The organism is Streptomyces sp. NPDC048257 (genome assembly GCF_043201855.1).
In the GTDB taxonomy this organism is placed as follows: Bacteria; Actinomycetota; Actinomycetes; order Streptomycetales; family Streptomycetaceae; genus Streptomyces.
Map to the genome: position 1 here is coordinate 270,897 of NZ_JBICZI010000004.1, position 25,001 is coordinate 295,897.

A 25,001-nucleotide genomic window follows, 5' to 3' on the forward strand; every position below is an offset into this window, starting at 1 on the left:
CTTATGTCATAGTGTGCCGAAGAGTCGTCAAAAACGGTCGGAAGTGAGGAGCCGAGGCGCATGGGACCTGTGGAATTCATCGTCCTCGCCTTCCCGGAGGAGCAGCTGCGGGCCCCGGCGGTCGAGGCCGTGATGGGGCTGCGCAAGACGGGGGTGGTCCGGCTGATCGACGGGCTCGTGGCGACGAGGACGGCCTCGGGGGACGTACTGGCGGCCGAGTTCGACGAGTTCGTGGAGCTGCACGGCCTGCTCACGGGCCGGGACGTGGCGCGGCTGATCGGGCCGGAGGACGTGGAGGAGGCGGCGGGACTGCTGGAGCGCGGGAGCTGCGCGCTGCTGCTGGTGGTCGAACACCTGTGGGCCGAGGACGCGGCGATCGCCGTACGGGCGGCGGGCGGCCGGATCGTGGGCTCGGTCCGCATCCCGCCGGACCGGGTTGCGTCGGACCCGCGGGCGGGGGTGGCCTGATGTTCATCCGCCCGATGGGAGTAACGGTCCACGCGGCGAACCGCCCGGCGGGGCACCCGCTGCTGCGGGGCCTGCTGGCGCGGGCCTCGGGTACGACGGCGCACACGGCGGGCGCGGTGGAGCCGGACGCACCGCCGGCCGCGGCGCGTCCGCGGGCCCCGGGCCCGGCCGAGCCGGAGCGGCCGGAGCCGGTGGCGGCGATCCCCGCGATCCCCGCGGGCGCCCGGGCGGAGGACGTACGGGCGGAGGACGTACGGGCGGCCGGACCGGGCCCCTCGGCCGGACTCGTGGTGGAGCTCACCCAACTGGCCGGCCTGGCCCGCGAGGGCCTGCTGACCCCCCAGGAGTTCACGACGGCCAAGGCCCGCCTGCTGCGCGGCTGACGACGGCCGGCCGGGGGCGGCCCCGGGGCGCGGCGGTATCCCGGAAGAGCCGGCCGCCGGGCAGCTCCCCCAGAGGGAAGCCACGGCGAAGACCGGCAGGCCGGGCGGGCACCGGCCCAGGCGGAAGGGACGGCCAGGGGGTGTCTCGCCGATCGGGCCGGATCGGGGAGCGGTGCCTGGTGCGTGCGGCCGCAAGGCCGAGGAGGGAGCCGGCGCGGAGCGTCGGCGACCGACGAGAACGCGGCGAGGGCGGGCACCGCGAGCCCGGCCTGATCGGCAAGACAGATGGCCGGGTCGACGTCTGGGACCGCGTGTCCAACACCACCGCGTGGCAGGCGCTGCTCGGCCCCCGGTTCGGCGCCGCGGACCTGTCGCCCCACGCGGCGCCCGCCCGCGCCACGGATCCGTCGAGGCTGCCCCCGGCCTGCATCGACGTCGGGTCGCCGGAGACCTTCCGGGACGAGGACGTGGGGCGAGCCCCCAGCCGGGTGACCCCGCCCGACCCGCCGACTCTGTTGGGGGATTTGTCATACCGGGCGTGGCAGCATCGGGCGCCTCGGAGGTGATCCCATGTCATATCGGCTGTCCCCTCGGCCGCTTCGCGCCGCCTGCATCGCCGCAGTGCTCCTCGTCGCCGGGCCGGTCCCCGCGGCCGGGGCCGAGCCGGGGCTTCCCGAAGGGGAGTCCGTCGGGGTGTTGCTCAGCCGCCTGCAGGGCCTGTACCAGCGGGCCGAGGAGGCCACCGAGGCGTACAACGCCACCGAGGTGGCACTCAGGGCCGGCCGGGCGGAGGAACGGCTTCGGACCGCGGACCTCGGCAAGGCCCGTACGGCCCTCGACTCCGAGAAGGCCCTCGCCGGGCGGCTGGCCCGGGAGCAGTACCAGGCCGGCCAGGGCCTGTCCCCCTACGCCCGGATGCTGCTCGCCGGGAACCCCCAGGCCGCCCTGGACCAGCGTCGGCTCGCCGCCCGCGAGGGTGCCCGGCGGGCTGCCGTACTGGTCCGGCTCGCCCGGGGCGAGAAGGAGGCCGACGCGCTCGCCCTCCGGGCCCGCAAGGCCCTGGACGCCCGGCAGACCCTGGCCGCGCAGCAGAAGCTCCACCAGGACGAGGTCGCGGCGCAGCTCAAGGAGGTCGAGCGGGTACTCGCCGCCCTGACCCCGGATCAGCTCACCCGGCTCGGCGCGAAGGAGGCCGAGAACACCGCCGCCGCGCAGCGGGACCTCGTCGATTCGGGCCGGCTCCCCGCCCGTACGGGCACCCCCACGGCGGCCGGTGGCGCGGCGCTCACCTACGCGGCGGCCCAGATCGGCAAGCCGTACCTCTGGGGCGCCGAGGGGCCGGGGTCCTTCGACTGCTCCGGGCTGACCTCACAGGCCTGGGCGCACGCCGGCCGCGCCATCCCGCGGACCAGCCAGGAACAGTGGGCCACGCTGCCGAAGGTGCCGCTGGACCAGCTGCGGCCCGGGGACCTGGTGGTCTACTTCCCCAAGGCCACCCACGTGGGCCTGTACGTCGGCGACGGCAAGGTGATCCAGGCGCCGCGGCCCGGGGCCCGGGTCAAGGTCTCGCCGGTCGCCGCGAACCCGCTGCTGGGGGCCGTACGGCCGGACCCGGACGGAACCCCGCTGGCGGATTTCACCCCGCCGGCGCTGCCCGAGGCCCCCGCAGCAGGAGCGGACGACGACGACACCGGCTACTCCGCCGAGGACGCTCCGGCGGCCGAGGCGACCTCCGACAGGTAGTCGGCCGTGTCCTCGGGGTCGTAGAAGTACGCGTCGAAGTCGGCCGGGTTGTCGAAGCCGTTGGCGAACCGATTCGCCACCGGCTGGAGCTGCCCGGCCGCGCCGATGAGGTTCAGTACGTGCTCCGGCGGGACGCCCAGCATCGCGTTCGTCCACTGGGTCACCGGCTTGCCCGTGGTGAACCAGTACTTGTCGAAGGTGGCCTTCATCCACGCTTCGTCGAACGGCTTGTCCCCGTGCATCAGGATCGACGACAGGTACGAGGCCGCGCACTTCGCGGCGGAGTTCGAGCCCTGCCCGGTGATCGGGTCGTTCGCGACGACCACGTCCGCGACGCCCAGCACCAGGCCGCCGCCCGGGAGGCGCCCGATCGGGTTGCGGACGACCGGCGCGTAGCGTCCGGCGAGCGTGGCGCCCGCGTCCGTCAGCTCCACCTCCGTCGCCCGGGCGTACTCCCAGGGCGTGAACTTCTCCATCAGGTCCAGGGTGAGCGCCAGGTGGTCCGACGGGTCCTTGACGCCGTTGAAGGCGTCGACGGGTCCGCCCGGGACGCCCTCCCAGAACAGGATGTCGGCCCGGCCCGAGGTGGTCAGGGTCGGCATGACGAACAGCTCGCCGACGCCCGGGACCAGGTTGCAGCGCACCGCCTCGGTCTCCGGGTGCTCCGGGCGCGGGCCGAGGCCGTGCACGTAGGAGACGGCGAGCGCACGCTGCGGGGCGTCGTAGGGCGAACGCGCCGCGTTCCGCCCGAACATCGAGACCAGCTCGCCCTTGCCGGCGGCGACCAGCACCAGGTCGTACGTACGGGAGAAGAAGTCGAGGTCCGCGACGGAGGCACCGTGGATGACGAGCTGCCCGCCGCGCTGGACGAAGGTGTCGAGCCAGCCGGCCATCTTCACGCGCTGGTCGACGGACTGCGCGTACCCCTTGAGCCGGCCGAGCCAGTCGATGGGGCGGGTGGCGTCGGGGGCGGCGACGGAGACTCCGACGCCCTCGATCTTCGGGGCCTGCTGCTCCCAGAAATTGATCCGGAGGTCGCGCTCGTGCTGCAGCGCCGTGTCGAACATGCACTGCGTGGACATGACCCGCCCGGTGCGGATCTCGTCCGCCGTCCGGTTGGACATGAGGGTGACCTCGTACCCCTTCGACTGGAGTCCGAGGGCGAGCTGGAGCCCGGACTGGCCGGCTCCCACGACAAGTATCTTGCGCATCTCTCACGTTCTCTGTTCGGGGGGCACTATTCGGGCGTGGTGTCGAGGGCGTGGCCCACCAGGGCGAGCAGGGACTCGACCACCGTGTCGCGGCGCCGCGCGTCCATGATCACGACGGGTACGTGGGGCGGGACGCTCAGGGCCTCGCGCACGTCCTCGGGCTCGTACGACTGCGAGCCGTCGAAGTGGTTGACGGCGACGGCGTACGGGAGCCCGCAGGTCTCGAAGTAGTCGAGGGCCGGGAAGCAGTCGCGCAGGCGGCGGGTGTCGGCCAGGACGAGGCCGCCGATGGCGCCGCGCACCAGGTCGTCCCACATGAACCAGAACCGCTCCTGGCCGGGGGTCCCGTACACGTAGAGGACGAGGTCGTCGTCGAGGGTGACACGGCCGAAGTCCATGGCGACGGTGGTGGTGCTCTTGTCCGGGGTGCCGGACAGGTCGTCGGTCGGGGCGCCGGCCTGGGTCATCACCGCCTCGGTGCGCAGCGGGGTGATCTCGGAGACGGAGGAGACGAAGGTGGTCTTGCCGACGCCGAAGCCGCCCGCGACCAGCACCTTGACGGCGACGGGTGCGCGGGAGCGGTCGTACTGCCAGGGCTGGACCGGCTCGTCGTCGTCCGACTGGGGCAGGGGCACCGGGTTGTCAGAGACGGCGAAGACCACTGAGCACCCTTTCCAGCAGCGCGCGCTCGGGACGGCCGGTGCCGTGGCCCGTTCCGTAGACGCGGATCCTGCCCTGGTCCGCGAGGTCGCTGACCAGGACGCGGACCACGCCCAGCGGGAGCTTCAGCAGCGCGGCTATCTCGGCGATCGTGCGCATGCGGCGGCAGACCTCGACGATGGCGGGCAGCTCGGGCATGCGGTCGGGCTTCTGCGGCTCCGACACCTTCGTGTCCAGGGCGGCGACGAACGTCTCGACGAGCAGGACGTGCGCGAAGCGGGTGCGGCCGCCCGTGAGGGAGTACGGGCGGACGCGGGCGGGGCGGCGGTCGGCGCCGCGTATCGGCAGCCGGTCGGAGGCCGTACTCCTCACGGGGTGTTCTCCATCGACTGGCGCAGCTCGCTGCGGACTTCGGGGGTCAGTACGTGGCCGGCGCGGCCGACGAACAGAGCCATGTGGTAGGCGACGACGCTCATGTCGCAGTCGGGGGTGGCGTGCACGCCCAGCAGTGAGCCGTCGCTGATGGCCATGACGAAGACGGAGCCGTGCTCCATCGCCACCATGGTCTGCTTGACCGAGCCGGTTTCCATGAGGGCGGCGGCGCCGGTGGTGAGGCTGCCGAGGCCGCAGACGATGGTGGCGAGGTCGGCGGACGCACCGCGCGGGCCCTTGGCCCGGGGCGTGGTCGCCGGCTCGCCCGTGCCCGCTGCCGGGTCGGAGGACAGGAGCAGCAGCCCGTCCGAGGAGACGACGGCGACGGAGTTGACGCCGGGTACCTCCTCGACCAGGTCGGTCAGCAGCCACTGCAGGTTGCGGGCCTGGGTGCTCAGTCCGTACGTACTGGGCGCGGTCATGTGCGTGCCTCCTGTGCGGTGTCCCCCCGGTCGGTCGTGCTCTGGTCCTGCCTCTGCGTCTGGCCCTGGTCGTGGGCCTGGTCGAGCCCCTGCTCCTGCGCGAGTTCGGCGGCGACCACGCGCCGTCCGTCCTGGGCTCCCTGGTAGAAGCCTCCGAGCCGGCGCCGCAGCTCCTCGGCGTCGACCCGGCGCGGCGGCTCGGGTCGTACGTCGTCCACGCGCTTGGCGGCGACGGTGCGCGGGGTCCGCTTCGGCAGGCCCTTGCCGGTGACGGCTCCTTCGCCCTCGGCCTGGTCGGCAGGGTGGCTGCCCTGTCGGGGGAGCCAGTTGCCCTCGGCCGGGGTGTGGGTGTGGGTCTGCGGGTCGGGCTCCGGCTCGGCGTCCGGTACGACCCGCGCGAGCAGCTGCTCCTCGGGGCTCGGCCCGTCCCCTGCCGGGGGCGCGGCGGTGAACACCTGGTCGGCGGGCGGGAGTCCGGTCGTGGCGGGCGGGTCGACGATCGGCTCCGCCTCGGCGGGCGCCGGGTCCGGGTCCGGGTCCGCCGGGGCCTCGGCCGCCACGGCGGGGGCCGCCAGGGCCTCGGCCAGGGTGATCGGGACCGCCGCGGCAGCGGGCTCCGGGGCCGGCTCCGGCTCCGGGTCCGGCTCCGGGGCGGTGACGACCGGTTCCTCGGCAGCCTCGACGGCGGCCTCGGCAACCGCGTCCGCGTCCGCCTCCGCATCCGCGTCCGCCTCCGGAGCGGCATGCGCACCCCGCCGACGCGCGGGCAGCGTGTTCTCGTTCGCCTCCGCTATCACGCCCGGCAGCCGCAGCGCGGGTCCGCCCGGCGTGGCCAGTGCGTGCACCGGGGAGACCACCGGGGTGGCGGGCAGCAGCGCGGCCGGGACGACCACCAGGGCCTCGGTCCCGCCGTGCCGCGGGGTGCGCAGCTCCGCGGTGACTCCGTGCCGGGCCGCGAGCCGCCCGGCCACGTAGAGGCCGAGGCCGAGGCCGTGTTCCGACTCGGGTTCCTCGTCGTAGGCCTCGGGCGTGGACAGCCGGGTGTTGAGCGCCTCGAGGCGGTCCTCGGTGACTCCGATGCCCTCGTCCACGACGGACAGCACCACGTCACCGGAGTCCTGCAGCCAGCCGGACACCTTCACCTTGACCTCCGGCGGCGAGAACGTGGTCGCGTTCTCCAGCAGCTCGGCCAGCACGTGCGAGATGTCGTCGGCCGCGTGCCCCGCGACCTGGGTGTACGAGGGCAGCGCCGCGAGGTCGACGCGCTCGTAGCGCTCGATCTCGCTGACGGCGGCCCGCATGACGTCGATCAACGGCACCGGCAGGCCCTGCCCGTGACCGTGTTCCTGTCCGGCGAGGACCAGCAGGTTCTCGTTGTGGCGGCGCATGACCGTCGCCAGGTGGTCCAGCTTGAAGAGCGTCGCCAGCCGGTCCGGGTCCTGTTCCCTGGACTCCAGCTCCTCGATGACCGCGAGCTGACGCTCCACCAGGCCGAGGGTCCGCAGCGACAGCGAGACGGAGGTCGTCGACATGATGCGGCGGTGCTCCTCCAGCCCCGCCCGCAGCTTGGTCAGTTCCTCCTCCAGCACGTCCCGGCCGGCGGCCAGCGCCTCGTTGCGGCCGATGATCCGGCGCCGGTCGGCGTCGAGCCCGGCGATCCGGGTGTGCAGGGAGACCGTCTGGTCGCGCACCGCGTTCAGGTGGCGCACGACCTCGGCGAACTCGTCGTTGCGGCCCGTGAACCGAACCGGTTCCACCGAGCCCTCGGGCGTCGCCAGCCGCTGTGCGCCGCGGCGCAGCACCGACAGCGGCCGGGTCAGCGACCGCGCCACGGCGGTCGAGACGCCGACGGCGATCAGGAAGAGCAGGCCCAGCAGCGCGATCACGACCTCGAGCCGGGTCACGTCGTCGTCGCGCAGGGTCGCCAGGGCGGAGGCCCGTTCACCCGCGAGGGTGGCCTCCACGGTCCGCATGCGGTCGATGCGGGCGGTCAGCGCGGTGCCGACGGCGGCGCCGTCGGTCTTGCGGTCGGGCGTGGTCAGGGTGGGCCGGTCGGTGAGCCGCTTGAGGAAGTCGTCGGCGGTCTTGACCTCGGGGCCGGTGACGGTGGCGGCCAGGGTCTGGCGTACGTCGGGCCGCGCGGCCCGCGCGAAGTCGTCGAGGGCGGCCTGTTCCCGTACGCGCGCACGCTGGGCGGCGGTGGTGAGTTCGTCGACCACGGCCGCGTTGGGGGGCTGCTCGCCGCGGGGGACGGCCAGCCCGGCGAGCAGCAGTCCGCGGGTGGCGGAGGCCTGTTCCACGGCCTGGCCGAGCGGGGCGAGCGGACGGGTGGTGGTGAGGGCGGCCCCGGCGCGCGGCGGGGTCAGCTCGGCGAGCAGCTCGCCGGGGGCGCGGAGTTCCGCGATGACTCCGGCGTAGGCCTGGTGGGCGGCGAGGGCGCTGCCCTTGCCGTCGACGGCCTCGCCGCGCACGGTCCGTACCCGGGCGAGGGCGCGGGCGGTCGCCTCGTCGGCCTCGGCCTGGACCTCGGCGAGCTGCCGGTCGGTCCGGGCCACGCGCTCCTGGACGGCCCCCTTGGCCGCGGCGGGGCGGCCCTTGGCGGCGTACTCGACGACGGCGTCGCGCTCGTCGCCGAGGAGGTGCGTGAGGGTGAGGGTCTGCCGGGTCTGTTCCGCGAGGGTGACCAGGCGCTGGGAGTCGTTCAGTTCCGTCGAGGCGGAGACGACGGCGGGCGCGCCTGCCGCGAGGACGGTGAGGCCCGCGACGGCCACGCCTATGACCAGCCTGCGGCGCACGCGGACCTGGCGTCCTGCGGGGGCCGGGCCGTCGTCGGCGGTGCCGTTCTTCCGAGACCGCTTGTTCTGCACCGGTGCTCGCAATCCTGTACGTGTGCTCTTGCTCGTCTACTCGTGTGGCCGAGGTAACGGCCGGTCAACAAGTAAACGCCCCCTGCCCCCTCGTACCGCCTCAGACCTTTGCAGCGTGTTGGGAAGAGAGCCGCACATCGCCCACCCGGCCACTCGAACGAGTGAACATCACGGATGAGTTGCCGACCAACTCGGGCACCCGGTGTCAGAGCTCCTCCGTGGACAGGTGGTTGAAAGATCGATAGGGCCTTTGGCAGGATGCCCGCCCACATCACCCGCCGGCCGCCCCGGCCCTCGCGGCCCGCTCCCGGGCGGTCCGCGTGCGGACTCGCCGACCCTGCCCGATTTGGTACGGACCTACCCGCGCTCCCCGCCCGCCGCACGGCAGAATGCCGGTATGCGCATCGACCTCGCCTCGGCCCCCGGCCACCAGGAACGCCCCAATGAGGACTGGGTGTCGGCCGCGATCCCCGCTTCGGGCGGCGGCGTGCTGGTGGTCCTGGACGGGGTCACCCCGCCGGCCGGCGATGACGGGTGCGTGCACGGAGTGCCCTGGTTCGCGGCACGGCTCGGCGGCCGGTTGACCGAACTGTCCGGATCGCGGCGGGACATGCCGCTCGATCAGGTTCTGGCCGAATCCGTCCGCGCCACGGCCGACGCGCACCGCGACACCTGTGACCTTTCTCACGTCCGGACCCCACAGGCCACGGTCGTCGTGGTCCGCTGGGACGCGCAGTACGTGGAGCACCTCGTGCTCTCGGACTCCGTACTGCTCCTGCAGGCGGCCGGGGGCGAGGTGACGGCGGTGCTCGACGACCGGCTGGACCGGGTCCCGCGGGAGGTCCTGAGCTCGGTGGCCGCGACGGACGCCCTGCGGAACAGGGAGGGCGGCTTCTTCACCGCGGCCGCGGACCCGGCTGTGGCGGCCCGGGCGGTGACGGGGCGCACCCCGCGCGAGCGGGTGCGGGCGGTGGCCGCGCTCACGGACGGGGCGAGCCGGTGGACGGACACGTTCGGGGAGGGCGACTGGGCCGAGTGCCTGGCGGTGCTGCGGAAGGAAGGGGCGCAGGGCCTGATCGACCGGGTGCGCGCGGTCGAGTCCGACCCGGGCCGTCCGCCGGCCCGGTACAAGCGGCACGACGACGCCTCGGCGGTCTACGCGGAGCTCTGAGCGGCTCCTGCCGCCGACTCCACGCGGAGGGGAGGCGGCTACTCCGCGCCCGCGTTCAACTGGTTCAGCAGCCGGGCCAGTTCCGCCACCTCGCCGCGGTCCCAGTCGGCGAGCTTGCGCATGTACTGCTCGCGCCGTGCCCCCCGTACCCGCAGGAACCGCTCCCGGCCCTCCTCCGTGAGGCCGACCAGGGAGGCCCGGCCGTCGGCGGGGTCCGGCTCGCGGGCGACCAGGCCCAGGACCTCCAGGGCGCGCAGCTGCCGGCTCATGGTGGCCTTGCCGACCCCGAAGTAGGCGGCGAGCTCGGTGGCCCGCTGCCGGCCGGCCGCCTCCAGGCGTACGAGGAGCCCGTACGCGGCCGGCTCCAGCTCGGGGTGGAGCTCACGGGCCATCTCGCCCGAGGAGGCGCGGGCCCTCCGGAGGAAGACGGACAGCTCCCGCTCCAGGGCAAGGAACTCCTGGTCTTCACTCCCGTGCACGTCCCGCTCCTTCGATGGTGTGTGGCACCTCGGTGGGTGAGGGGCCAGTATTTCGCAGCGGGTGTGCCGGCGGCCCGGTACCCCGCCGGAGCGGAACACCGGGCCGTGTGCAGTCGTCAGGCTGCGGCGGTGACCGGAACCTGCGCCCGGGCCAGGGCGAGCTCCAGCACCTGGCGGACATCCGTGACCGGGTGCACTTCCAGTCCCTCCAGCACCTCGGCCGGGACGTCGTCCAGGTCGGCCTCGTTGCGCTTCGGGATGATGACTGTGGTCAGCCCGGCCCGGTGAGCGGCCAGCAGCTTCTGCTTCACCCCGCCGATCGGCAGGACGCGCCCGGTCAGCGAGACCTCGCCGGTCATGGCCACGTCCGTGCGCACCTGCCGCCCGGAGAGCAGCGAGGCGAGGGCGGTGGTCATGGTGATGCCCGCGCTCGGTCCGTCCTTGGGCACGGCGCCCGCCGGGAAGTGGATGTGAACGCCCCGGTCCTTCAGGTCGGCGACCGGGAGCTCCAGTTCCGCGCCGTGCGAGCGCAGGAAGCTCAGTGCGATCTGCGCCGACTCCTTCATGACGTCGCCGAGCTGGCCGGTCAGGGTCAGGCCGGCGGCGCCCGTCTCGGGGTCGGCCAGTGAGGCCTCGACGAACAGCACGTCGCCGCCCGCGCCGGTCACGGCGAGGCCGGTGGCCACGCCCGGGACGGCGGTGCGCCGCTCGGCCGGGTCCTGGGCGGACTCCGGCACGTGGTGCGGGCGTCCGATCAGCCCGCGCAGGTCGTCCGGGCCGATGCTGAAGGGCAGCTCCCGCTCCCCCAGCTCGTGCTGCGAGGCCACCTTGCGCAGCAGGCGGGCGAGGGACCGCTCCAGGGTGCGCACGCCGGCCTCGCGGGTGTACTCGCCGGCCAGCCTGCGCAGGGCGTCCTCTTCCAGGACCACCTCGTCGGCGGCGAGCCCGGCGCGCTCCAGCTGGCGCGGCAGGAGGTGGTCGCGGGCGATGACGACCTTCTCGTCCTCGGTGTACCCGTCGAGGCGGACGAGCTCCATCCGGTCGGCCAGGGCCTCGGGGATGGACTCCAGGACGTTGGCGGTGGCCAGGAAGACGACATCGCTGAGGTCGAGCTCCACCTCCAGGTAGTGGTCGCGGAAGGTGTGGTTCTGCGCCGGGTCCAGGACCTCCAGCAGGGCGGCCGCCGGGTCGCCCCGGAAGTCGGAGCCGACCTTGTCGATCTCGTCGAGGAGGACCACCGGGTTCATCGAACCGGCCTCCTTGATGGCGCGGACGATCCGGCCGGGCAGGGCGCCGACGTAGGTCCGGCGGTGGCCGCGGACCTCGGCCTCGTCCCGTACGCCGCCGAGGGCGACACGGACGAACTTGCGGCCCATGGCGTGGGCCACGCTCTCGCCCAGGGAGGTCTTTCCGACCCCCGGAGGCCCGACGAGCGCGAGCACGGCCCCGCCGCGCCGCCCGCCGATGACGCCCATGCCGCGCTCGCCGCGCCGCTTGCGGACGGCGAGGTACTCGGTGATGCGGTCCTTGACGTCGCTGAGGCCCGCGTGCTCGGCGTCGAGCACCGCCCGGGCCCCGCGGATGTCGTACTCGTCCTCGGTGCGCTCGTTCCAGGGCAGTTCCAGCACGGTGTCCAGCCAGGTCCGGATCCAGGACCCCTCCGGGCTCTGGTCGCTGGACCGCTCCAGCTTCTCGACCTCCTTGAGGGCGGCCTCCCGTACCTTCTCGGGGAGGTCGGCGGCCTCGACGCGGGCGCGGTAGTCGTCGGACTCCTCGCCCTCCTTCTCGCCGTTCAGCTCGCGCAGTTCCTTGCGTACGGCCTCCAGCTGGCGGCGGAGCAGGAACTCGCGCTGCTGCTTGTCGACGCCGTCCTGGACGTCCTTGGCGATGGACTCGGCCACGTCCTGCTCGGCGAGGTGGTCGCTGAGTGCCTTGACGGCGAGCTTGAGGCGGGCGACCGGGTCGGCGGTCTCCAGCAGTTCGACCTTCTGCTCGACCGTCAGGAAGGGCGAGTAGCCGGAGTTGTCCGCGAGGGCGGACACCCCTTCGATCTGCTGGACGCGGTCCACGACCTGCCAGGCCCCGCGCTTCTTGAGCCAGCTGGTGGCGAGCGCCTTGTACTCCTTGACGAGCTCGGCGACCGCCCCGGGCAGCGGATCGGGGACCGCCTCGTCCACGGTCTCGCCCTCGACCCAGAGCGCGGCCCCGGGGCCGGTGGTCCCGGCCCCGATACGGACCCGGCCGAGGCCGCGGATGAGCGCTCCGGGGTCCCCGCCGGAGAGCCGGCCGACCTGCTCGACGGTTCCGAGCACACCGGTACCGGCGTACTTGCCGTCGATGCGCGGCACGAGCAGCACCCGGGGCTTGCCGCTGCCGCTCTTTCCGGCGGCGGCCTGCGCCGCCTCGACGGCGGCACGGACCTCGGCGTCGGAGAGGTCCAGCGGAACGACCATTGCGGGCAGCACGACCTCTTCGTCGAGCGGCAGCACGGGCAGGGTGAGTGTGACGGACGTCGAAGCCATGATCTTCCCTCCGGCAGTGAAGTTGAGCTGTGCCGACTCAATGCATGTGCGCCTCCCGATGTTCCCCGGGACCCGTTCGCCCGGGGCGAACGCGTCAGACGGCAGAGATGTGGACGTCGCCCGAAGTGGTCTTCGCCGAGAGGCGGGAGGGCGCCGAGGCCTCGTCGGGGAGGGTGACGTGGCGGCCGCCGGAGGTGGTGGAGACCGCCAGCCGGTAGGAAGCCCGGGGGACCTTCAGGGAGACGTCGCCCGAGGTGGTCTCGGCGGTCACCTCGGACGGGGCCTTCGCGAAGTCCAGGCGGGCGTCGCCGGAGTCCGAGTGGACGTCGGCGCGCGGGCCGGACAGGCCGGTGGCCTCGATGTCGCCGGAGGAGGTACGGATCCTCAGCGGGCCGCCGATCCGGTCGGCCGAGACCGAGCCGGAGTCGGCCTCCAGGTCGGCCCCCGCGACGCCCGTCACCGTGATGCGGCCGCTGCTGTTCTCCAGCTTCACCGTGGCCGTGGCCGGGACCTCCAGGCGGTAGTCGACGTAACAGCTCGCGGAGCAGCCGTCGGTGAAGGTCAGTACGCCGCCGGTCACCTTCTGGCCGGGCGTCGGAGCGGCGCCGTCGCGATAGTGGACGGTCCGGCGGATCGTGACGCCGGGGCCGGTCCCGGGGGTGACCTCGATCGAGCCGGCCCGGGCGCCGGTCACCTCCACCGCCGTGACCGCCTCGGTGACCGTGGCGTCGGCGGTCGCCGTCTTGCGCGCGCCGTCCGAGAAGGCGCCGTCGGGGAGGGAGCAGCCGGCCAGGAGCAGGCCGGTCCCCAGGGCGGCGAGCGTGGTGCGGGCGATCCGGGCCGAGGCCGTGCGAGCCAAGGCGGTGTGAGAGGTCATGGCCCGATTCTCGGGCGGGAGGGGGCCCCGGGCCGATGGTGCCGGTACCCGGGCCCCGGTGGGGTTAACCCCCCTTCGGTCAAGGGCTCTTGGGGACCACCGGCAGCTCCGAGGGCAGGCCCCACTCGCTCCAGGAGCCGTCGTACACCGCGATCTCCCGGTACCCGGCGAGCTCGGCGCCGAGGGCCAGTACGCAGGCGGTCACCCCGGAGCCGCAGCTGAAGTAGAGCCGCTCCCGCTCCCCGGCCAGCGCCCGGAAGGCCGCGCGCAGTTCCCCGGCCGGGCGCATCAGCCCGCCCCGGTCCTGGAGTTCGGCGAACGGCAGGTTGACCGCGCCCGGCATGTGGCCGCCGCGCAGGCCCGGCCGGGGCTCGGGGGCGGTGCCGGCGAAGCGTTCCCGGGTGCGGGCGTCGAGGACGGCCGCGGCCGGGTCGGCCAGGGCCCGTGCGACGGTGGCGCTGTCGACCAGCAGGCCGGGCCGGGGCCGGGCGGTGAAGGAGCCGCGCGGCCCCTCGTACGCCGGGCCGGTGGCCTCGACGGGCAGGCCGGCGGCCGTCCAGGCGGGCAGGCCCCCGTCGAGGACGGCCGCCCGGTCGAAGCCCATGGCGCGCAGCATCCACCAGGCGCGGGCGCTGGAGTAGATGCCGGCGCCGTCGTAGACGACGACGGTGTCCGCGTCGTGGAGGCCGAGGGCCCGCACCGTCTCGGTGAACTCCGGGGCCCCGGGCATGGTGTGCGGGGCGGGCGCGGTGTGATCGGACAGGGCCCCGTCGAGGTCGAAGGGCCGCGCGCCGGGGATCCGGTGGCCGGCGGCACGGTGGGCGCCGACGGAGGCGTCGAAGAGGACCAGTCCGGGCGTGCCCAGCCGCCCGGCGAGCCAGTCGATCCCGACGAGCGGCCCGGGAAGGGGGCCGGGAGCGGGAAGGGGGCCGGGAAGGGGGCCGGGAGGGCCTTCGGGGATCGCGTTTCGGGACGGGGTCATGCGGCACCTCCGGCTGGACGACACGGGTCGGCCCATCTTGCGACGCGGCCCGGTCCGGCCCCGGCGGCGGGGTCGTCAACCACAGGTCCCCGGGCGGGCGTAGACCGCGACGCGGGCGCCGCGCACCTCGGTCATCGAGCACAGGTCGAAGCGCGCGGCCAGCTCCTCGCGCTTGACCACCTCCCGCGGGTACGGGTCCAGCGGCTGGCCGGCCGGGTCCAGCAGGGCGATCACCCGGGGCGAGGCGAGCAGCGCCGCGCGGATCCGGTCCGGGGGCACCTCGGTGCCCTGGAGGCTGCGCGAGGCCGCCGGGCCACGGTCCAGGGCCACGTCGCGCAGCTCCCCGTAGATCCCCGGCGAGGACAGCAGCCACTCGCGCCGGCGCGAGGGCATGAAGACCACCACGTCCCCCGGCCGCGCCCGCTCCCGGACCGCGGCGGCCACCGCGAGCGCGTCGTCCTTGCGGCTCTCCGGCGTCCGCAGCCACACCGACCAGACGCCGAACGCCACCAGGAGCGCGCCCGCCAGCAGCCACGGCCACACCCCGCGGGCCCGCGCGAGCCGGGCCCCCGCCAGCAGGGCGAGCCCGGCCAGCGCGTAGAGCACGTACCGGTCGACGTACCAGGGGTTGAGCAGCGAGATCGCCATCAGCACTCCGGGCGGCAGCAGGACCAGCGGCAGCGCCACCCGTACGAGGTCCCGCGGAGCCCCCCGCGCGAGCAGCAGGGCGGCGGCGCCCACCACCCCGTACGCCGCCCAGTCCTGCCAGCTCGGCCGTCCGAGCCAGCCGAGCTGCTGCTCGGCCTGCAGGGCGCTCACCACGGCCAGCGGCAGCAGCAGGACGGCCACGGTCGCGGCACTCCACCGCCAGCCGCGCGAGCCGCGGGCGGTGAAGGCGTGGGCGAGCAGGGCCAGCGCGGCGAACTCGTGCAGCCAGCAGCCGGCCAGCAGCACCACCGTGTAGGCCGCCCACCGCTCGCGCAGCATCAGGTACGTCGCCCACACCACGGCGGCCGCGACCAGGGCGTACGCGCGCCCCTCCTGGGCGTACATCTGCACGGGCGGGAGTACGGCGTACACGCAGCCCGCGAGCAGGGCGGCCCGCTCCCCCACGAGCCGGTGGGCGACCGCGGCCACCCCGGCGGCCGCGAGGGCGGTGGCGGCGACCGAGGGCAGCCGCAGCGCCCACAGGCCGCCGTCCCAGGCCTGGAACAGCCCGTGCATCAGCAGGTAGTACAGGCCGTGGACGGCGTCGACCCGGCCGAGCAGCTCCACGATCCCGCCGAGCGGCCGGTGGGCCACCTGCCAGGTGACGGACTCGTCGCGCCACATGCTGCCGCCGCGCTCCAGGCCCCACAGGCCGAGGGCGACGGCGAGCAGCGGCGGGAGCAGGCGCCAGGGGGCGATCCGGCTGATGGCGGCCTCCGTGCTGTCGGAACGGGAGTGCGGACTCCATACTCGGGGTTGGACCCGAGTCCCTGCGGAGGTGGGTGTGCGAGCGTTCCGAGCGGTGGCGGCTGCGCTGGTGAGTGCGGTGGTCCTGGCGGGCTGCGGGCCGTCCGGTACCGGGGGCGGCGACGACACGCCCCCGAAGGGCTCCCCGGAGCCGTCCGCGAGCGCAACAGCCGACCCGGGTGCGAGCCCGAGCCCGAGCGGGTCCTCGTCCGCGAGCCCCACGGCCGGCCGGCTCCCGGCCCCCGGCGAGACCCTGGTCCGGGTCACCCGGACCGGCGGCTTCGCCGGGCAGACCCACACCCTGATCGTCAAGGGCGACGGCTCGTGGACCCGGATGGACGTCAAGGCGAAGCCGACGGGCACCGGGAAGCTGTCGGAGGCGCAGCTCAGCGGCCTGCGCACGGCCCTGCGGGAGGCGGACTTCGCCCGGCTGCCCCGGATCGTGACGGGCGGCCCCACGATCTACGACGGCTTCTCCTACGCCTTCGTCCACGACGGCCACGAGGTCGCGGGCGACCAGGGGTCCCTGCCGGAGTCCCTGACCAAGGTGCTGGACGCCCTGCCCCGGTTCACCGGTGACAAGGACACCCCTTAGGGCAGGCCCGTCCCGGTGGCCGAGATCTCCCGCAGCAGCCGGTCCAGGAACCCGCGCAGCCGGGCCGGCATGTCCACGCTTTCGGGTGCCAGTACCCACTGGATCTGGAGGCCGTCCATGACGGCGAGGGTCTCCCGGCCGACGGCCTCGCAGTCGGTGTCCGGGCGCAGTTCCCCGCGGGCGACTCCGGCTTCCAGCAGGGCGACGGTGTAACCGAGCACCCGGGCGTAGCGCTGCGTGAAGTACGCGTGCGCGGGGTGCTCCGGGTTGCCGGACTCGCCGACCAGGGTGTTGAACATCCGGACGAGGCCGGGCCTGCGCGCATTGTCGGCGGCGAGGTCCACGACGGTGGCGAAGTGGGCGGCGACCGACGCCGCGGGTTCGCTGAACAGCCGCTCCACGTCGTGCTGCTCGCTCTGCGCGAGGACCGACAGCAGCAGGTCCTCCTTGCCCCGGAAGTGGTGCAGCAGCCCGCCCTGGGTGATCCCGCAGTCGGCCGCGATACGGGCCAGCGAGGACGCGTTGAAGCCCCACTGGGCGAAGTGCTCGACGGCGGTGTCGAGGATCTTCTGCCGCCGGGCGTCGCCCACCGCGTAGGTCCCCCGGGCCGAGCCCTTCGAGGCCGCCCGCCCCTTGTCCTGTGCCATGCGGACACCCTAAGCCGCAGCCGTTCCCGGCCCCCCGCCCGCAGTGACCCAGGTCACTTTTCAAAAACCTAGCAGGTACATGGTTTTCGGCTCTACCGTGACCGTGCCGATCCGCCCGGTCCGCCGGTCACGCGCCAGGAGCCCGCCATGAACGCAACGCCCGATTACCAGGACGCCTCCCTCCCCGTCGGCCGCCGCGTGGAGGACCTCCTCTCCCGGATGACCCTGGAGGAGAAGGCCGGCCAGCTCTTCCACTCGATGCTGATGATGAACGCGGACGGCACCCCGGTCACCGAGACCGACGGCTCGATGCTCCCCTTCACCACGCCCGAGCTGATCGAGGACCGCTTCCTCACCCACTTCAACCTGCTCGGCACCTACGGGCCCCGCGAGATGGCCCGGTGGCAGAACACCGTCCAGGAGATGGCCGCGGCCACCCGTCTCGGCATCCCGGTCACCCTCTCCACCGACCCGCGCCACACCTTCACCGACAACATCGGCGCATCCTTCAACTCCGGTGCCTTCTCCGCCTGGCCGGAGGCCCTGGGCCTGGCCGCCATCGGCGACCCCGAGCTCGTCCACCGGTTCGCCGACACCGTCCGCCGCGAGTACCTCGCCGTCGGCTTCCGCGTCGCCCTGCACCCGCAGATCGACCTGGCCAGCGAACCCCGCTGGGCCCGCCAGTCCGGCACCTTCGGCTCCGACGCGCAGCTCACGGGCGAGCTCGTGGCGGCGTACGTACGCGGCCTGCAGGGCCCGGCCCTCGGCCCCGGGTCGGTGTCCGCGATGGTCAAGCACTTCCCCGGCGGCGGGCCCCAGAAGGACGGCGAGGACCCGCACTTCGCCCACGGCAAGGAGCAGGTCTATCCGGGCGGGATGCGCGAGCACCACCTGGAGCCGTTCCGGGCGGCGATCGCCGCCGGGTGCGCGCAGATGATGCCGTACTACGGCCAGCCCATGGGGACGGACTGGGAGGAGGTCGGCTTCGGCTTCAACAAGGGCGTGGTCACCGGCCTGCTCCGCGAGGAGCTCGGCTTCGACGGCATCGTCTGCAGCGACTGGGGGCTGCTCAACGACGCCACGATCTTCGGGCAGGTGCACCCGGCGCGCGCCTGGGGCCTGGAGCACCTGAGCGTGGCCGAGCGGACGCTCCGCGCCCTGGAGGCCGGCTGCGACCAGTTCGGCGGCGAGCAGTGCCCGGAGGTCGTCGTGGAGCTGGTCCGCTCGGGCCGCGTCGCGGAGTCCCGGATCGACGAGTCGGTACGCCGCCTGCTGCGGGAAAAGTTCACCCTCGGCCTCTTCGAGGACCCGTACGTGGACCCGGACGCGGCCGCCGAGACGGTGGGCCGGGCCGATTTCACGGCCCTGGGGGCCGCGGCCCAGCGCCGCTCGCTCACCGTCCTCACCAACCCCGACGGCCTGCTCCCCCTCGCCACGCGGCCGAAGCTGTACGTGCGGAACGTGGACGAGGCCGTCGCCGCCGAGTACGGCGAGGTCGTCGCCGACCCGGCCGACGCGGACCTGGCCGTGCTGCGGCTGCGCACCCCGTACGAGCCGCGGGAGAACGTCTTCGAGTCCTTCTTCCACTCGGGTTCGCTGTCCTTCCCCGAGCCCGAACTGGCCGGGATCCTGGACCTCCTGGACCGGGTGCCGACCCTGGTCTGCATCAACCTGGAGCGGGCCGCCGTCATACCGGAGATCGCCGAACGCGCGGCGGCCCTGATCGCCGACTACGGCGCGGCCGACTCCGCCCTGCTGGACGTGGCGTTCGGCCGCGCCGCCCCCGGGGGCCGCCTCCCCTTCGAACTCCCGCGCTCGATGAAGGCCGTCGAGGCCTCCCGCCCCGATGTGCCGAACGACACTCACGACCCGGTCTTCCCGCACGGCCACGGGCTGACCCTCTAGGGGGCACGGACGGCGAGGCACCTGACCGGCCTCGCCCGCCGGGTGCCGGTCCTGCGGGGGGCCGGCACCCGGTACGTTAGATTCCGCTTAGTGAGGTCCAGCACATATGCCATGTCCGAACCCCACGTAGCCGCAGGCCGACGCCTCCTCTACGCTGCACCCCATTCACGCGGGATCTTCAGGGGCGGACATGGAACAGACACACACCACGCATCAGGGCGCCGCGGCGACACCCGGCGCCCAGCGGCGTGTGCTGGTCGTCGAGGACGACCACACCATCGCCGAGGCCATCGCGGCCCGCCTGCGCGCCGAGGGCTTCCAGGTGCAGACCGCGGGGGACGGCCCCTCCGCCGTCGCCGCGGCCGAGAGCTGGCTGCCCGAGCTACTGGTCCTCGACATCATGCTGCCCGGCTTCGACGGTCTGGAGGTCTGCCGCCGGGTCCAGGCCCAGCGGCCCGTACCGGTCCTCATGCTCACCGCGCGTGACGACGAGACCGACCTGCTGGTCGGGCTCGGGGTCGGCGCGGACGACTACATGACCAAACCGTTCTCGATGCGCGAGCTGGCCGCCCGGGTCCACGTACTGCTGCGGCGCGTGGAGCGGGCCACCCTCGCCGCGCACACCCCGCGCGGGGCCACCCTGCGCCTGGGTGATCTGGAGATCGACCACGCGCAGCGCCGGGTGCGGGTGCAGACCGAGGACGTGCACCTGACGCCGACCGAGTTCGACCTGCTGGTGTGCCTGGCCGGGACCCCGCGGGCGGTGCTCTCCCGGGAGCAGCTGCTGGCCGAGGTGTGGGACTGGGCCGACGCGTCCGGGACCCGTACGGTCGACAGCCACATCAAGGCCCTGCGTCGCAAGATCGGCGCGGAGCGGATCCGTACGGTCCACGGCGTCGGGTACGCCCTGGAGACCCCGGCCCAGGCGTGAACGGCCCGGCGGTGAGGCAACGGCAGCGGCAGCGCCCCGCGGGCGGGCTGCGGCCCTTCTCGCCGTTCTCGATCAAAACCAAGCTGGGCACGCTCGTGGTGGTCTCGGTCTTCATCACGACGGGCCTGCTGCTGGTGGCCCTGCGCACCGACACCGAGCTGCGCTTCATCACGGTCTTCTCGGTGATCGCCTCGATGCTGATCACCCAGTTCGTGGCGCACAGCCTGACGGCGCCCCTGGACGACATGACGACCGTGGCCCGGGCGATATCCCACGGCGACTTCACCCGCCGGGTGCGCGGGGCGGGGCGCCGCGACGAGCTGGGCGACCTGGCCTCCACGATCAATCTGATGGCGGACGACCTGGAGGCCGTGGACCGGCACCGCAAGGAGCTCGTCGCCAATGTCTCGCACGAGCTGCGCACGCCGATCGCGGCCCTGCGGGCGGTGCTGGAGAACGTGGTGGACGGGGTCTCGGCCGCCGATCCCGAGACCATGCGCACGATGCTGAAGCAGACCGAGCGGCTCGGCGGGCTCGTGGAGACCCTGCTGGACCTGTCCCGGGTGGACAACGGGGTGGTCCCGCTGCGCGCCCGCCGCTTCGAGGTGTGGCCGTACCTGTCGGGCGTGCTGAAGGAGTCGCGGCTGGCGGCCGCCGGCCGGCCGGGGCTGCTCTCCGGCTCGGGCGGGCACACGCGCAACGACGTGCACCTGCACCTGGACGTCTTCCCGCCCGAGCTGTGGGCGCACGCGGACGCCGAGCGGCTGCACCAGGTGGTGGCAAATCTGATCGACAACGCGGTCAAGCACAGCCCCCCGCACGGCCGGGTCACGGTCCGCGCCCGGGCCGGCGACGCGCCCGGAAGCCTGGCCCTGGAGGTACGGGACGAGGGCCCCGGCATCCCGGAGGCGGAGCGCCACCGGGTCTTCGAGCGGTTCAACCGGGGCAGCGCGCGGGGCGGCGACGGAGGCACCGGACTGGGCCTCGCGATCGCCCGCTGGGCCGTGGAGCTGCACGGAGGGCGGATCGGAGTGGCCGAATCGTCACGCGGCTGCCGCATCCTCGTCACGCTTCCGGGCAGCTCATAGGCGCCGGGTTGACGTAGGGTTCGAGTGGGAAGGACATGATCTCGGCCACACGTGCCCGGGGTCCGTCAGGGGTGCGAAGCCAAGGGGGCCGCAACCTCGGTGCCGCCTACCCGAACCAGGCTGGTTTCCCGCCATTCCACGTCATGAAACCCGCCGTTCGATGTGACCTGCACGACGTAAGTCCCGCCCGGCCTGCATGCAGCGGCCGAGGAGGCGTAGCCTTTATTCCCGCTGTCCATACCTTGTGAAGCGGAAGAGGGCGGTTGCCGCCGTGTCGCCACAGTCCCCCAGTAACTCGAGCACCACGACCGAAGCAGCAGAGGGCGGGAAGAACCCTGCCTCAGGCTTCGGCGCCAATGAGTGGCTCGTCGACGAGATCTATCAGCAGTACCTCCAGGACCCGAATTCGGTCGACCGGGCCTGGTGGGACTTCTTCGCCGACTACAAGCCGGGTGGCGCTGTCGCTCCGGTGAAGTCGGACGGTCCCCAGAAGCCCGCGACGACGGACGGCGCCTCCGCACAGGCCGCCCCCACCGTCGCCGCGGCGCCGCAGGTCACCGACGCCGCCGCCACGGGGGCGGCGCGCGCCGCAGCCCCTGCCCCGACTGCCGCGCCCACGCCTGTGTCAGCCCCTGCCCCTGCTCCTGCCACCCCCTCTGGTGCCCCTGCTGTGACTGTCACCTCCCAGGCCCCGGCCGCCGCACCGGCCGCGCCCGCCCCCTCCTCCGTAGCCCCGCAGAAGGCCGCGCCCGCCACCGAGGCCCCCGCGGGCCCCGAGCTGGTGACGCTCCGCGGCCCGGCGGCTGCCGTCGCGAAGAACATGAACGCCTCCCTCGACGTGCCGACGGCCACCTCCGTCCGCGCCGTCCCGGTGAAGCTGCTGTTCGACAACCGCATCGTCATCAACAACCACCTCAAGCGCGCCCGGGGCGGGAAGATCTCCTTCACGCACCTGATCGGCTACGCGATGGTGCAGGCGATCAAGGCCATGCCGGCCATGAACTACTCCTTCGCGGAGAAGGACGGCAAGCCGACCCTGGTCAAGCCGGAGCACATCAACTTCGGTCTCGCGATCGACCTGGTGAAGCCCAACGGTGACCGCCAGCTCGTCGTCGCCGGCATCAAGAAGGCCGAGACCCTCAACTTCTTCGAGTTCTGGCAGGCCTACGAGGACATCGTCCGCCGCGCCCGTGTCGGCAAGCTGACGATGGACGACTTCACCGGCGTCACCGTCTCGCTGACCAACCCCGGCGGCCTGGGCACCGTGCACTCCGTGCCCCGCCTGATGCCCGGACAGTCGGTCATCATGGGCGTCGGCTCCATGGACTACCCCGCCGAGTTCCAGGGCACCTCCCAGGACACCCTGAACAAGCTGGGCATCTCCAAGGTCATGACCCTGACCTCGACCTACGACCACCGGGTCATCCAGGGCGCGGCCTCCGGCGAGTTCCTGCGCATCGTCGCGAACCTGCTGCTCGGCGAGGACGGCTTCTACGACGCCGTCTTCGAGTCGCTGCGCATCCCGTACGAGCCCGTCCGCTGGAACCGGGACATCGACGCCTCGCACGACGACGACGTCACGAAGGCCGCCCGCGTCTTCGAGCTGATCCACTCCTACCGGGTCCGCGGCCACGTCATGGCCGACACCGACCCGCTGGAGTACAAGCAGCGCAAGCACCCCGACCTCGACATCACCGAGCACGGCCTCACCCTGTGGGACCTTGAGCGCGAGTTCGCGGTCGGCGGGTTCTCCGGCAAGTCGATGATGAAGCTCCGCGACATCCTCGGCGTGCTGCGCGACTCGTACTGCCGCACCACCGGCGTCGAGTTCATGCACATCCAGGACCCGAAGCAGCGCCGCTGGATCCAGGACCGCATCGAGCGCCCGCACACCAAGCCGGAGCGCGAGGAGCAGCTGCGCATCCTGCGCCGGCTGAACGCGGCGGAGGCCTTCGAGACCTTCCTGCAGACGAAGTACGTCGGCCAGAAGCGCTTCTCCCTGGAGGGCGGCGAGTCCGTCATCCCGTTGCTCGACGCCGTCATCGACTCGGCCGCCGAGGCCCGCCTCGAAGAGGTCGTCATCGGCATGGCCCACCGCGGCCGCCTGAACGTCCTGGCGAACATCGTCGGCAAGTCGTACGCGCAGATCTTCCGCGAGTTCGAGGGCAACCTCGACCCGAAGTCCATGCACGGCTCCGGCGACGTCAAGTACCACCTGGGCGCCGAGGGCACCTTCACCGGCCTGGACGGCGAGCAGATCAAGGTCTCGCTCGTCGCGAACCCCTCGCACCTGGAGGCGGTGGACCCGGTCCTGGAGGGTGTCGCCCGCGCCAAGCAGGACGTCATCAACAAGGGCGGTACGGACTTCACCGTCCTGCCGCTGGCCCTGCACGGCGACGCGGCCTTCGCGGGCCAGGGTGTGGTCGCCGAGACGCTGAACATGTCGCAGCTGCGCGGCTACCGCACCGGCGGCACCGTGCACGTGGTCATCAACAACCAGGTCGGCTTCACCGCCGCCCCGGAGTCCTCGCGTTCCTCGATGTACGCGACCGACGTGGCCCGCATGATCGAGGCGCCGATCTTCCACGTGAACGGCGACGACCCGGAGGCCGTGGTCCGCGTCGCGCGCCTCGCCTTCGAGTTCCGCCAGGCGTTCAACAAGGACGTGGTCATCGACCTCATCTGCTACCGCCGCCGCGGCCACAACGAGTCCGACAACCCGGCCTTCACGCAGCCGCTGATGTACGACCTGATCGACAAGAAGCGCTCGGTGCGCAAGCTGTACACCGAGTCCCTCATCGGTCGCGGCGACATCACGCTGGAAGAGGCGGAGCAGGCGCTCCAGGACTTCCAGGGCCAGCTGGAGAAGGTCTTCGCGGAGGTCCGCGAGGCCGCCACGCAGCCCGCCGCCGCCGCGCCCGTGCCGGCCCCGCAGGCCGACTTCCCGGTCGCGATGAACACCGCGATCTCGCAGGACGTCGTCAAGCGGATCGCCGAGTCCCAGGTCACCATCCCCGAGGGCGTCACCGTCCACCCGCGTCTGCTGCCGCAGCTGCAGCGCCGCGCGGCGATGATCGACGAGGGCACCATCGACTGGGGCATGGGCGAGACCCTCGCCTTCGGCTCCCTGCTGATGGAGGGCACCCCGGTCCGGCTGTCCGGCCAGGACTCCCGCCGCGGCACCTTCGGCCAGCGCCACGCGGTCCTCATCGACCGGGAGACGGGCGAGGACTACACGCCCCTCCTCTACCTGTCGGACGACCAGGCCCGCTACAACGTCTACGACTCGCTGCTCTCCGAGTACGCGGCCATGGGCTTCGAGTACGGCTACTCGCTGGCCCGTCCGGACGCGCTGGTCCTCTGGGAGGCCCAGTTCGGTGACTTCGTCAACGGCGCGCAGACCGTCGTCGACGAGTTCATCTCCTCGGCCGAGCAGAAGTGGGGCCAGACCTCCGGCGTCACGCTGCTCCTCCCGCACGGCTACGAGGGCCAGGGCCCGGACCACTCGTCCGCGCGTCCCGAGCGCTTCCTCCAGATGTGCGCGCAGGACAACATGACGGTGGCCATGCCCACCCTCCCCTCCAACTACTTCCACCTCCTGCGGTGGCAGGTCCACAACCCGCACCACAAGCCGCTCATCGTCTTCACCCCGAAGTCGATGCTGCGTCTGAAGGCGGCGGCGTCGAAGGCGGAGGAGTTCACCACCGGTTCGTTCCGTCCGGTCATCGGTGACAGCACGGTGGACGCGAACGCGGTCCGCAAGGTCGTCTTCTGCGCCGGCAAGGTCTACTACGACCTGGAGGCCGAGCGCGAGAAGCGCGGCGTCACGGACACCGCGATCATCCGCATCGAGCGGCTGTACCCGCTGGCGGGCGCGGAAATCCAGGCGGAGATCGCCAAGTTCCCGAACGCGGCGAAGTACATCTGGGCGCAGGAGGAACCGGCGAACCAGGGTGCGTGGCCGTTCATCGCGCTGAACCTGATCGACCACCTCGACCTGGCGGTCGGCGCGGACGTCCCGGCGGGCGAGCGCCTGCGGCGCATCTCGCGCCCGCACGGCTCGTCCCCGGCGGTCGGCTCCGCGAAGCGCCACCAGGCGGAGCAGCAGCTCCTGCTGAACGAGGTCTTCGAGGCCTGATCGCTGCGCTGAGCTCAGCACCACG

The 25,001-nt window shown here is 73.2% G+C and carries 20 protein-coding genes; 9 read left to right on the forward strand and 11 right to left on the reverse strand.

All coding sequences use genetic code 11. The annotated features are described in order from the left end of the window. Window positions 1-60 precede the first annotated feature (60 nt). The 3 genes from ACGFZK_RS11760 to ACGFZK_RS11770 all read left to right on the forward strand — a co-directional run bounded on the left by ACGFZK_RS11760 (window position 61) and on the right by ACGFZK_RS11770 (window position 2,594). On the forward strand, window positions 61-468 hold the full coding sequence (locus tag ACGFZK_RS11760) for a DUF6325 family protein (protein ID WP_393848695.1): 408 nt from the start codon (window positions 61-63) through the stop codon (window positions 466-468). Continuing rightward, the gene (locus ACGFZK_RS11765) at window positions 468-851 is read left to right on the forward strand and encodes a hypothetical protein (protein ID WP_393848696.1); all 384 of its coding nucleotides are present in this window, start codon (window positions 468-470) and stop codon (window positions 849-851) included. Before ACGFZK_RS11760 ends, ACGFZK_RS11765 begins: the two co-directional genes overlap by 1 nt. 570 nt (window positions 852-1,421) lie before the next feature. After that, complete coding sequence (locus ACGFZK_RS11770) at window positions 1,422-2,594, forward strand: NlpC/P60 family protein (protein WP_393848697.1); 1,173 nt, start codon at window positions 1,422-1,424, stop codon at window positions 2,592-2,594. On the opposite strand, the gene ACGFZK_RS11775 is transcribed toward ACGFZK_RS11770, so the two are convergent. From ACGFZK_RS11775 to ACGFZK_RS11795, 5 genes are read right to left on the reverse strand one after another with little or no spacing between them, the layout of a single operon-like run. Then, the gene (locus tag ACGFZK_RS11775) at window positions 2,546-3,805 is read right to left on the reverse strand and encodes a styrene monooxygenase/indole monooxygenase family protein (RefSeq protein ID WP_393848698.1); all 1,260 of its coding nucleotides are present in this window, start codon (window positions 3,803-3,805) and stop codon (window positions 2,546-2,548) included. The two genes, ACGFZK_RS11770 and ACGFZK_RS11775, sit on opposite strands and share 49 nt — an antisense overlap. Before the next feature lie 26 nt (window positions 3,806-3,831). Continuing rightward, on the reverse strand, window positions 3,832-4,467 hold the full coding sequence (locus ACGFZK_RS11780; protein WP_393848699.1) for an ATP/GTP-binding protein: 636 nt from the start codon (window positions 4,465-4,467) through the stop codon (window positions 3,832-3,834). Then, entirely contained in the window at window positions 4,448-4,837 is a 390-nt protein-coding gene (locus tag ACGFZK_RS11785) for a DUF742 domain-containing protein (RefSeq protein ID WP_393848700.1), read from the reverse strand. The genes ACGFZK_RS11780 and ACGFZK_RS11785 overlap by 20 nt, the downstream gene beginning before the upstream one ends. Then, on the reverse strand, window positions 4,834-5,319 hold the full coding sequence (locus ACGFZK_RS11790) for a roadblock/LC7 domain-containing protein (protein ID WP_393848701.1): 486 nt from the start codon (window positions 5,317-5,319) through the stop codon (window positions 4,834-4,836). The genes ACGFZK_RS11785 and ACGFZK_RS11790 overlap by 4 nt, the downstream gene beginning before the upstream one ends. Further along, on the reverse strand, window positions 5,316-8,186 hold the full coding sequence (locus ACGFZK_RS11795; RefSeq protein WP_393848702.1) for a nitrate- and nitrite sensing domain-containing protein: 2,871 nt from the start codon (window positions 8,184-8,186) through the stop codon (window positions 5,316-5,318). Before ACGFZK_RS11795 ends, ACGFZK_RS11790 begins: the two co-directional genes overlap by 4 nt. Window positions 8,187-8,583: 397 nt before the next feature. Here ACGFZK_RS11795 and ACGFZK_RS11800 point away from each other — a divergent pair, with 397 nt between their 5' ends. Beyond that, window positions 8,584-9,357 carry a protein phosphatase 2C domain-containing protein gene (locus tag ACGFZK_RS11800; protein WP_393848703.1) on the forward strand — a complete coding sequence of 258 codons (774 nt, stop codon included), beginning with the start codon at window positions 8,584-8,586 and terminating at the stop codon, window positions 9,355-9,357. Window positions 9,358-9,395: 38 nt separating this feature from the next. Here the strand turns inward: ACGFZK_RS11800 and ACGFZK_RS11805 are convergent, their stop codons facing one another. The 5 genes from ACGFZK_RS11805 to ACGFZK_RS11825 all read right to left on the reverse strand — a co-directional run bounded on the left by ACGFZK_RS11805 (window position 9,396) and on the right by ACGFZK_RS11825 (window position 15,549). Further along, entirely contained in the window at window positions 9,396-9,836 is a 441-nt protein-coding gene (locus ACGFZK_RS11805) for a MarR family winged helix-turn-helix transcriptional regulator (RefSeq protein WP_030013696.1), read from the reverse strand. A gap of 116 nt (window positions 9,837-9,952) precedes the next feature. Next, window positions 9,953-12,358, reverse strand: coding sequence for an endopeptidase La (gene lon / locus ACGFZK_RS11810; protein ID WP_393848704.1), 2,406 nt, complete (start codon window positions 12,356-12,358; stop codon window positions 9,953-9,955). Window positions 12,359-12,452: 94 nt separating this feature from the next. Then, complete coding sequence (locus tag ACGFZK_RS11815) at window positions 12,453-13,235, reverse strand: DUF4097 domain-containing protein (RefSeq protein ID WP_393848705.1); 783 nt, start codon at window positions 13,233-13,235, stop codon at window positions 12,453-12,455. Window positions 13,236-13,314: 79 nt separating this feature from the next. Beyond that, window positions 13,315-14,217, reverse strand: coding sequence for a sulfurtransferase (locus tag ACGFZK_RS11820; protein WP_393848706.1), 903 nt, complete (start codon window positions 14,215-14,217; stop codon window positions 13,315-13,317). Between the two features lie 75 nt (window positions 14,218-14,292). After that, window positions 14,293-15,549, reverse strand: a complete 1,257-nt coding sequence (locus ACGFZK_RS11825; RefSeq protein WP_393848707.1) for a hypothetical protein — start codon at window positions 15,547-15,549, stop codon at window positions 14,293-14,295. Between the two features lie 160 nt (window positions 15,550-15,709). Here ACGFZK_RS11825 and ACGFZK_RS11830 point away from each other — a divergent pair, with 160 nt between their 5' ends. Next, complete coding sequence (locus tag ACGFZK_RS11830; protein ID WP_393848708.1) at window positions 15,710-16,267, forward strand: hypothetical protein; 558 nt, start codon at window positions 15,710-15,712, stop codon at window positions 16,265-16,267. On the opposite strand, the gene ACGFZK_RS11835 is transcribed toward ACGFZK_RS11830, so the two are convergent. Next, window positions 16,264-16,914 carry a TetR family transcriptional regulator gene (locus ACGFZK_RS11835; RefSeq protein WP_393848709.1) on the reverse strand — a complete coding sequence of 217 codons (651 nt, stop codon included), beginning with the start codon at window positions 16,912-16,914 and terminating at the stop codon, window positions 16,264-16,266. The genes ACGFZK_RS11830 and ACGFZK_RS11835 overlap by 4 nt on opposite strands. A 147-nt stretch (window positions 16,915-17,061) precedes the next feature. On the opposite strand from ACGFZK_RS11835, the gene ACGFZK_RS11840 reads away from it, so the two are divergent. From ACGFZK_RS11840 to ACGFZK_RS11855, 4 genes are all read left to right on the forward strand, one after another. Continuing rightward, window positions 17,062-18,819 carry a glycoside hydrolase family 3 protein gene (locus ACGFZK_RS11840; protein ID WP_393848710.1) on the forward strand — a complete coding sequence of 586 codons (1,758 nt, stop codon included), beginning with the start codon at window positions 17,062-17,064 and terminating at the stop codon, window positions 18,817-18,819. Between the two features lie 190 nt (window positions 18,820-19,009). Continuing rightward, on the forward strand, window positions 19,010-19,750 hold the full coding sequence (locus ACGFZK_RS11845) for a response regulator transcription factor (protein ID WP_393848711.1): 741 nt from the start codon (window positions 19,010-19,012) through the stop codon (window positions 19,748-19,750). An 11-nt stretch (window positions 19,751-19,761) separates the two neighbouring features. After that, window positions 19,762-20,838 (forward strand): ATP-binding protein, encoded by a 1,077-nt coding sequence (locus ACGFZK_RS11850; protein WP_393848712.1) that lies wholly within the window; start codon window positions 19,762-19,764, stop codon window positions 20,836-20,838. A gap of 271 nt (window positions 20,839-21,109) precedes the next feature. Continuing rightward, the gene (locus tag ACGFZK_RS11855; RefSeq protein WP_393848713.1) at window positions 21,110-24,976 is read left to right on the forward strand and encodes a multifunctional oxoglutarate decarboxylase/oxoglutarate dehydrogenase thiamine pyrophosphate-binding subunit/dihydrolipoyllysine-residue succinyltransferase subunit; all 3,867 of its coding nucleotides are present in this window, start codon (window positions 21,110-21,112) and stop codon (window positions 24,974-24,976) included. Window positions 24,977-25,001: the final 25 nt, after the last annotated feature.

What these genes read in the sequence shown, in the direction of transcription:
- ACGFZK_RS11760 (WP_393848695.1), top strand. Translation starts at nt 61, where the DNA reads ATGGGACCTGTGGAATTCATCGTCCTCGCCTTCCCGGAGGAGCAGCTG.
- ACGFZK_RS11765 (WP_393848696.1), top strand. Translation starts at nt 468, where the DNA reads ATGTTCATCCGCCCGATGGGAGTAACGGTCCACGCGGCGAACCGCCCG.
- ACGFZK_RS11770 (WP_393848697.1), top strand. Translation starts at nt 1,422, where the DNA reads ATGTCATATCGGCTGTCCCCTCGGCCGCTTCGCGCCGCCTGCATCGCC.
- ACGFZK_RS11775 (WP_393848698.1), bottom strand. Translation starts at nt 3,805, where the DNA reads ATGCGCAAGATACTTGTCGTGGGAGCCGGCCAGTCCGGGCTCCAGCTC.
- ACGFZK_RS11790 (WP_393848701.1), bottom strand. Translation starts at nt 5,319, where the DNA reads ATGACCGCGCCCAGTACGTACGGACTGAGCACCCAGGCCCGCAACCTG.
- ACGFZK_RS11800 (WP_393848703.1), top strand. Translation starts at nt 8,584, where the DNA reads ATGCGCATCGACCTCGCCTCGGCCCCCGGCCACCAGGAACGCCCCAAT.
- lon (WP_393848704.1), bottom strand. Translation starts at nt 12,358, where the DNA reads ATGGCTTCGACGTCCGTCACACTCACCCTGCCCGTGCTGCCGCTCGAC.
- ACGFZK_RS11815 (WP_393848705.1), bottom strand. Translation starts at nt 13,235, where the DNA reads ATGACCTCTCACACCGCCTTGGCTCGCACGGCCTCGGCCCGGATCGCC.
- ACGFZK_RS11820 (WP_393848706.1), bottom strand. Translation starts at nt 14,217, where the DNA reads ATGACCCCGTCCCGAAACGCGATCCCCGAAGGCCCTCCCGGCCCCCTT.
- ACGFZK_RS11825 (WP_393848707.1), bottom strand. Translation starts at nt 15,549, where the DNA reads ATGTGGCGCGACGAGTCCGTCACCTGGCAGGTGGCCCACCGGCCGCTC.
- ACGFZK_RS11835 (WP_393848709.1), bottom strand. Translation starts at nt 16,914, where the DNA reads ATGGCACAGGACAAGGGGCGGGCGGCCTCGAAGGGCTCGGCCCGGGGG.
- ACGFZK_RS11840 (WP_393848710.1), top strand. Translation starts at nt 17,062, where the DNA reads ATGAACGCAACGCCCGATTACCAGGACGCCTCCCTCCCCGTCGGCCGC.
- ACGFZK_RS11845 (WP_393848711.1), top strand. Translation starts at nt 19,010, where the DNA reads ATGGAACAGACACACACCACGCATCAGGGCGCCGCGGCGACACCCGGC.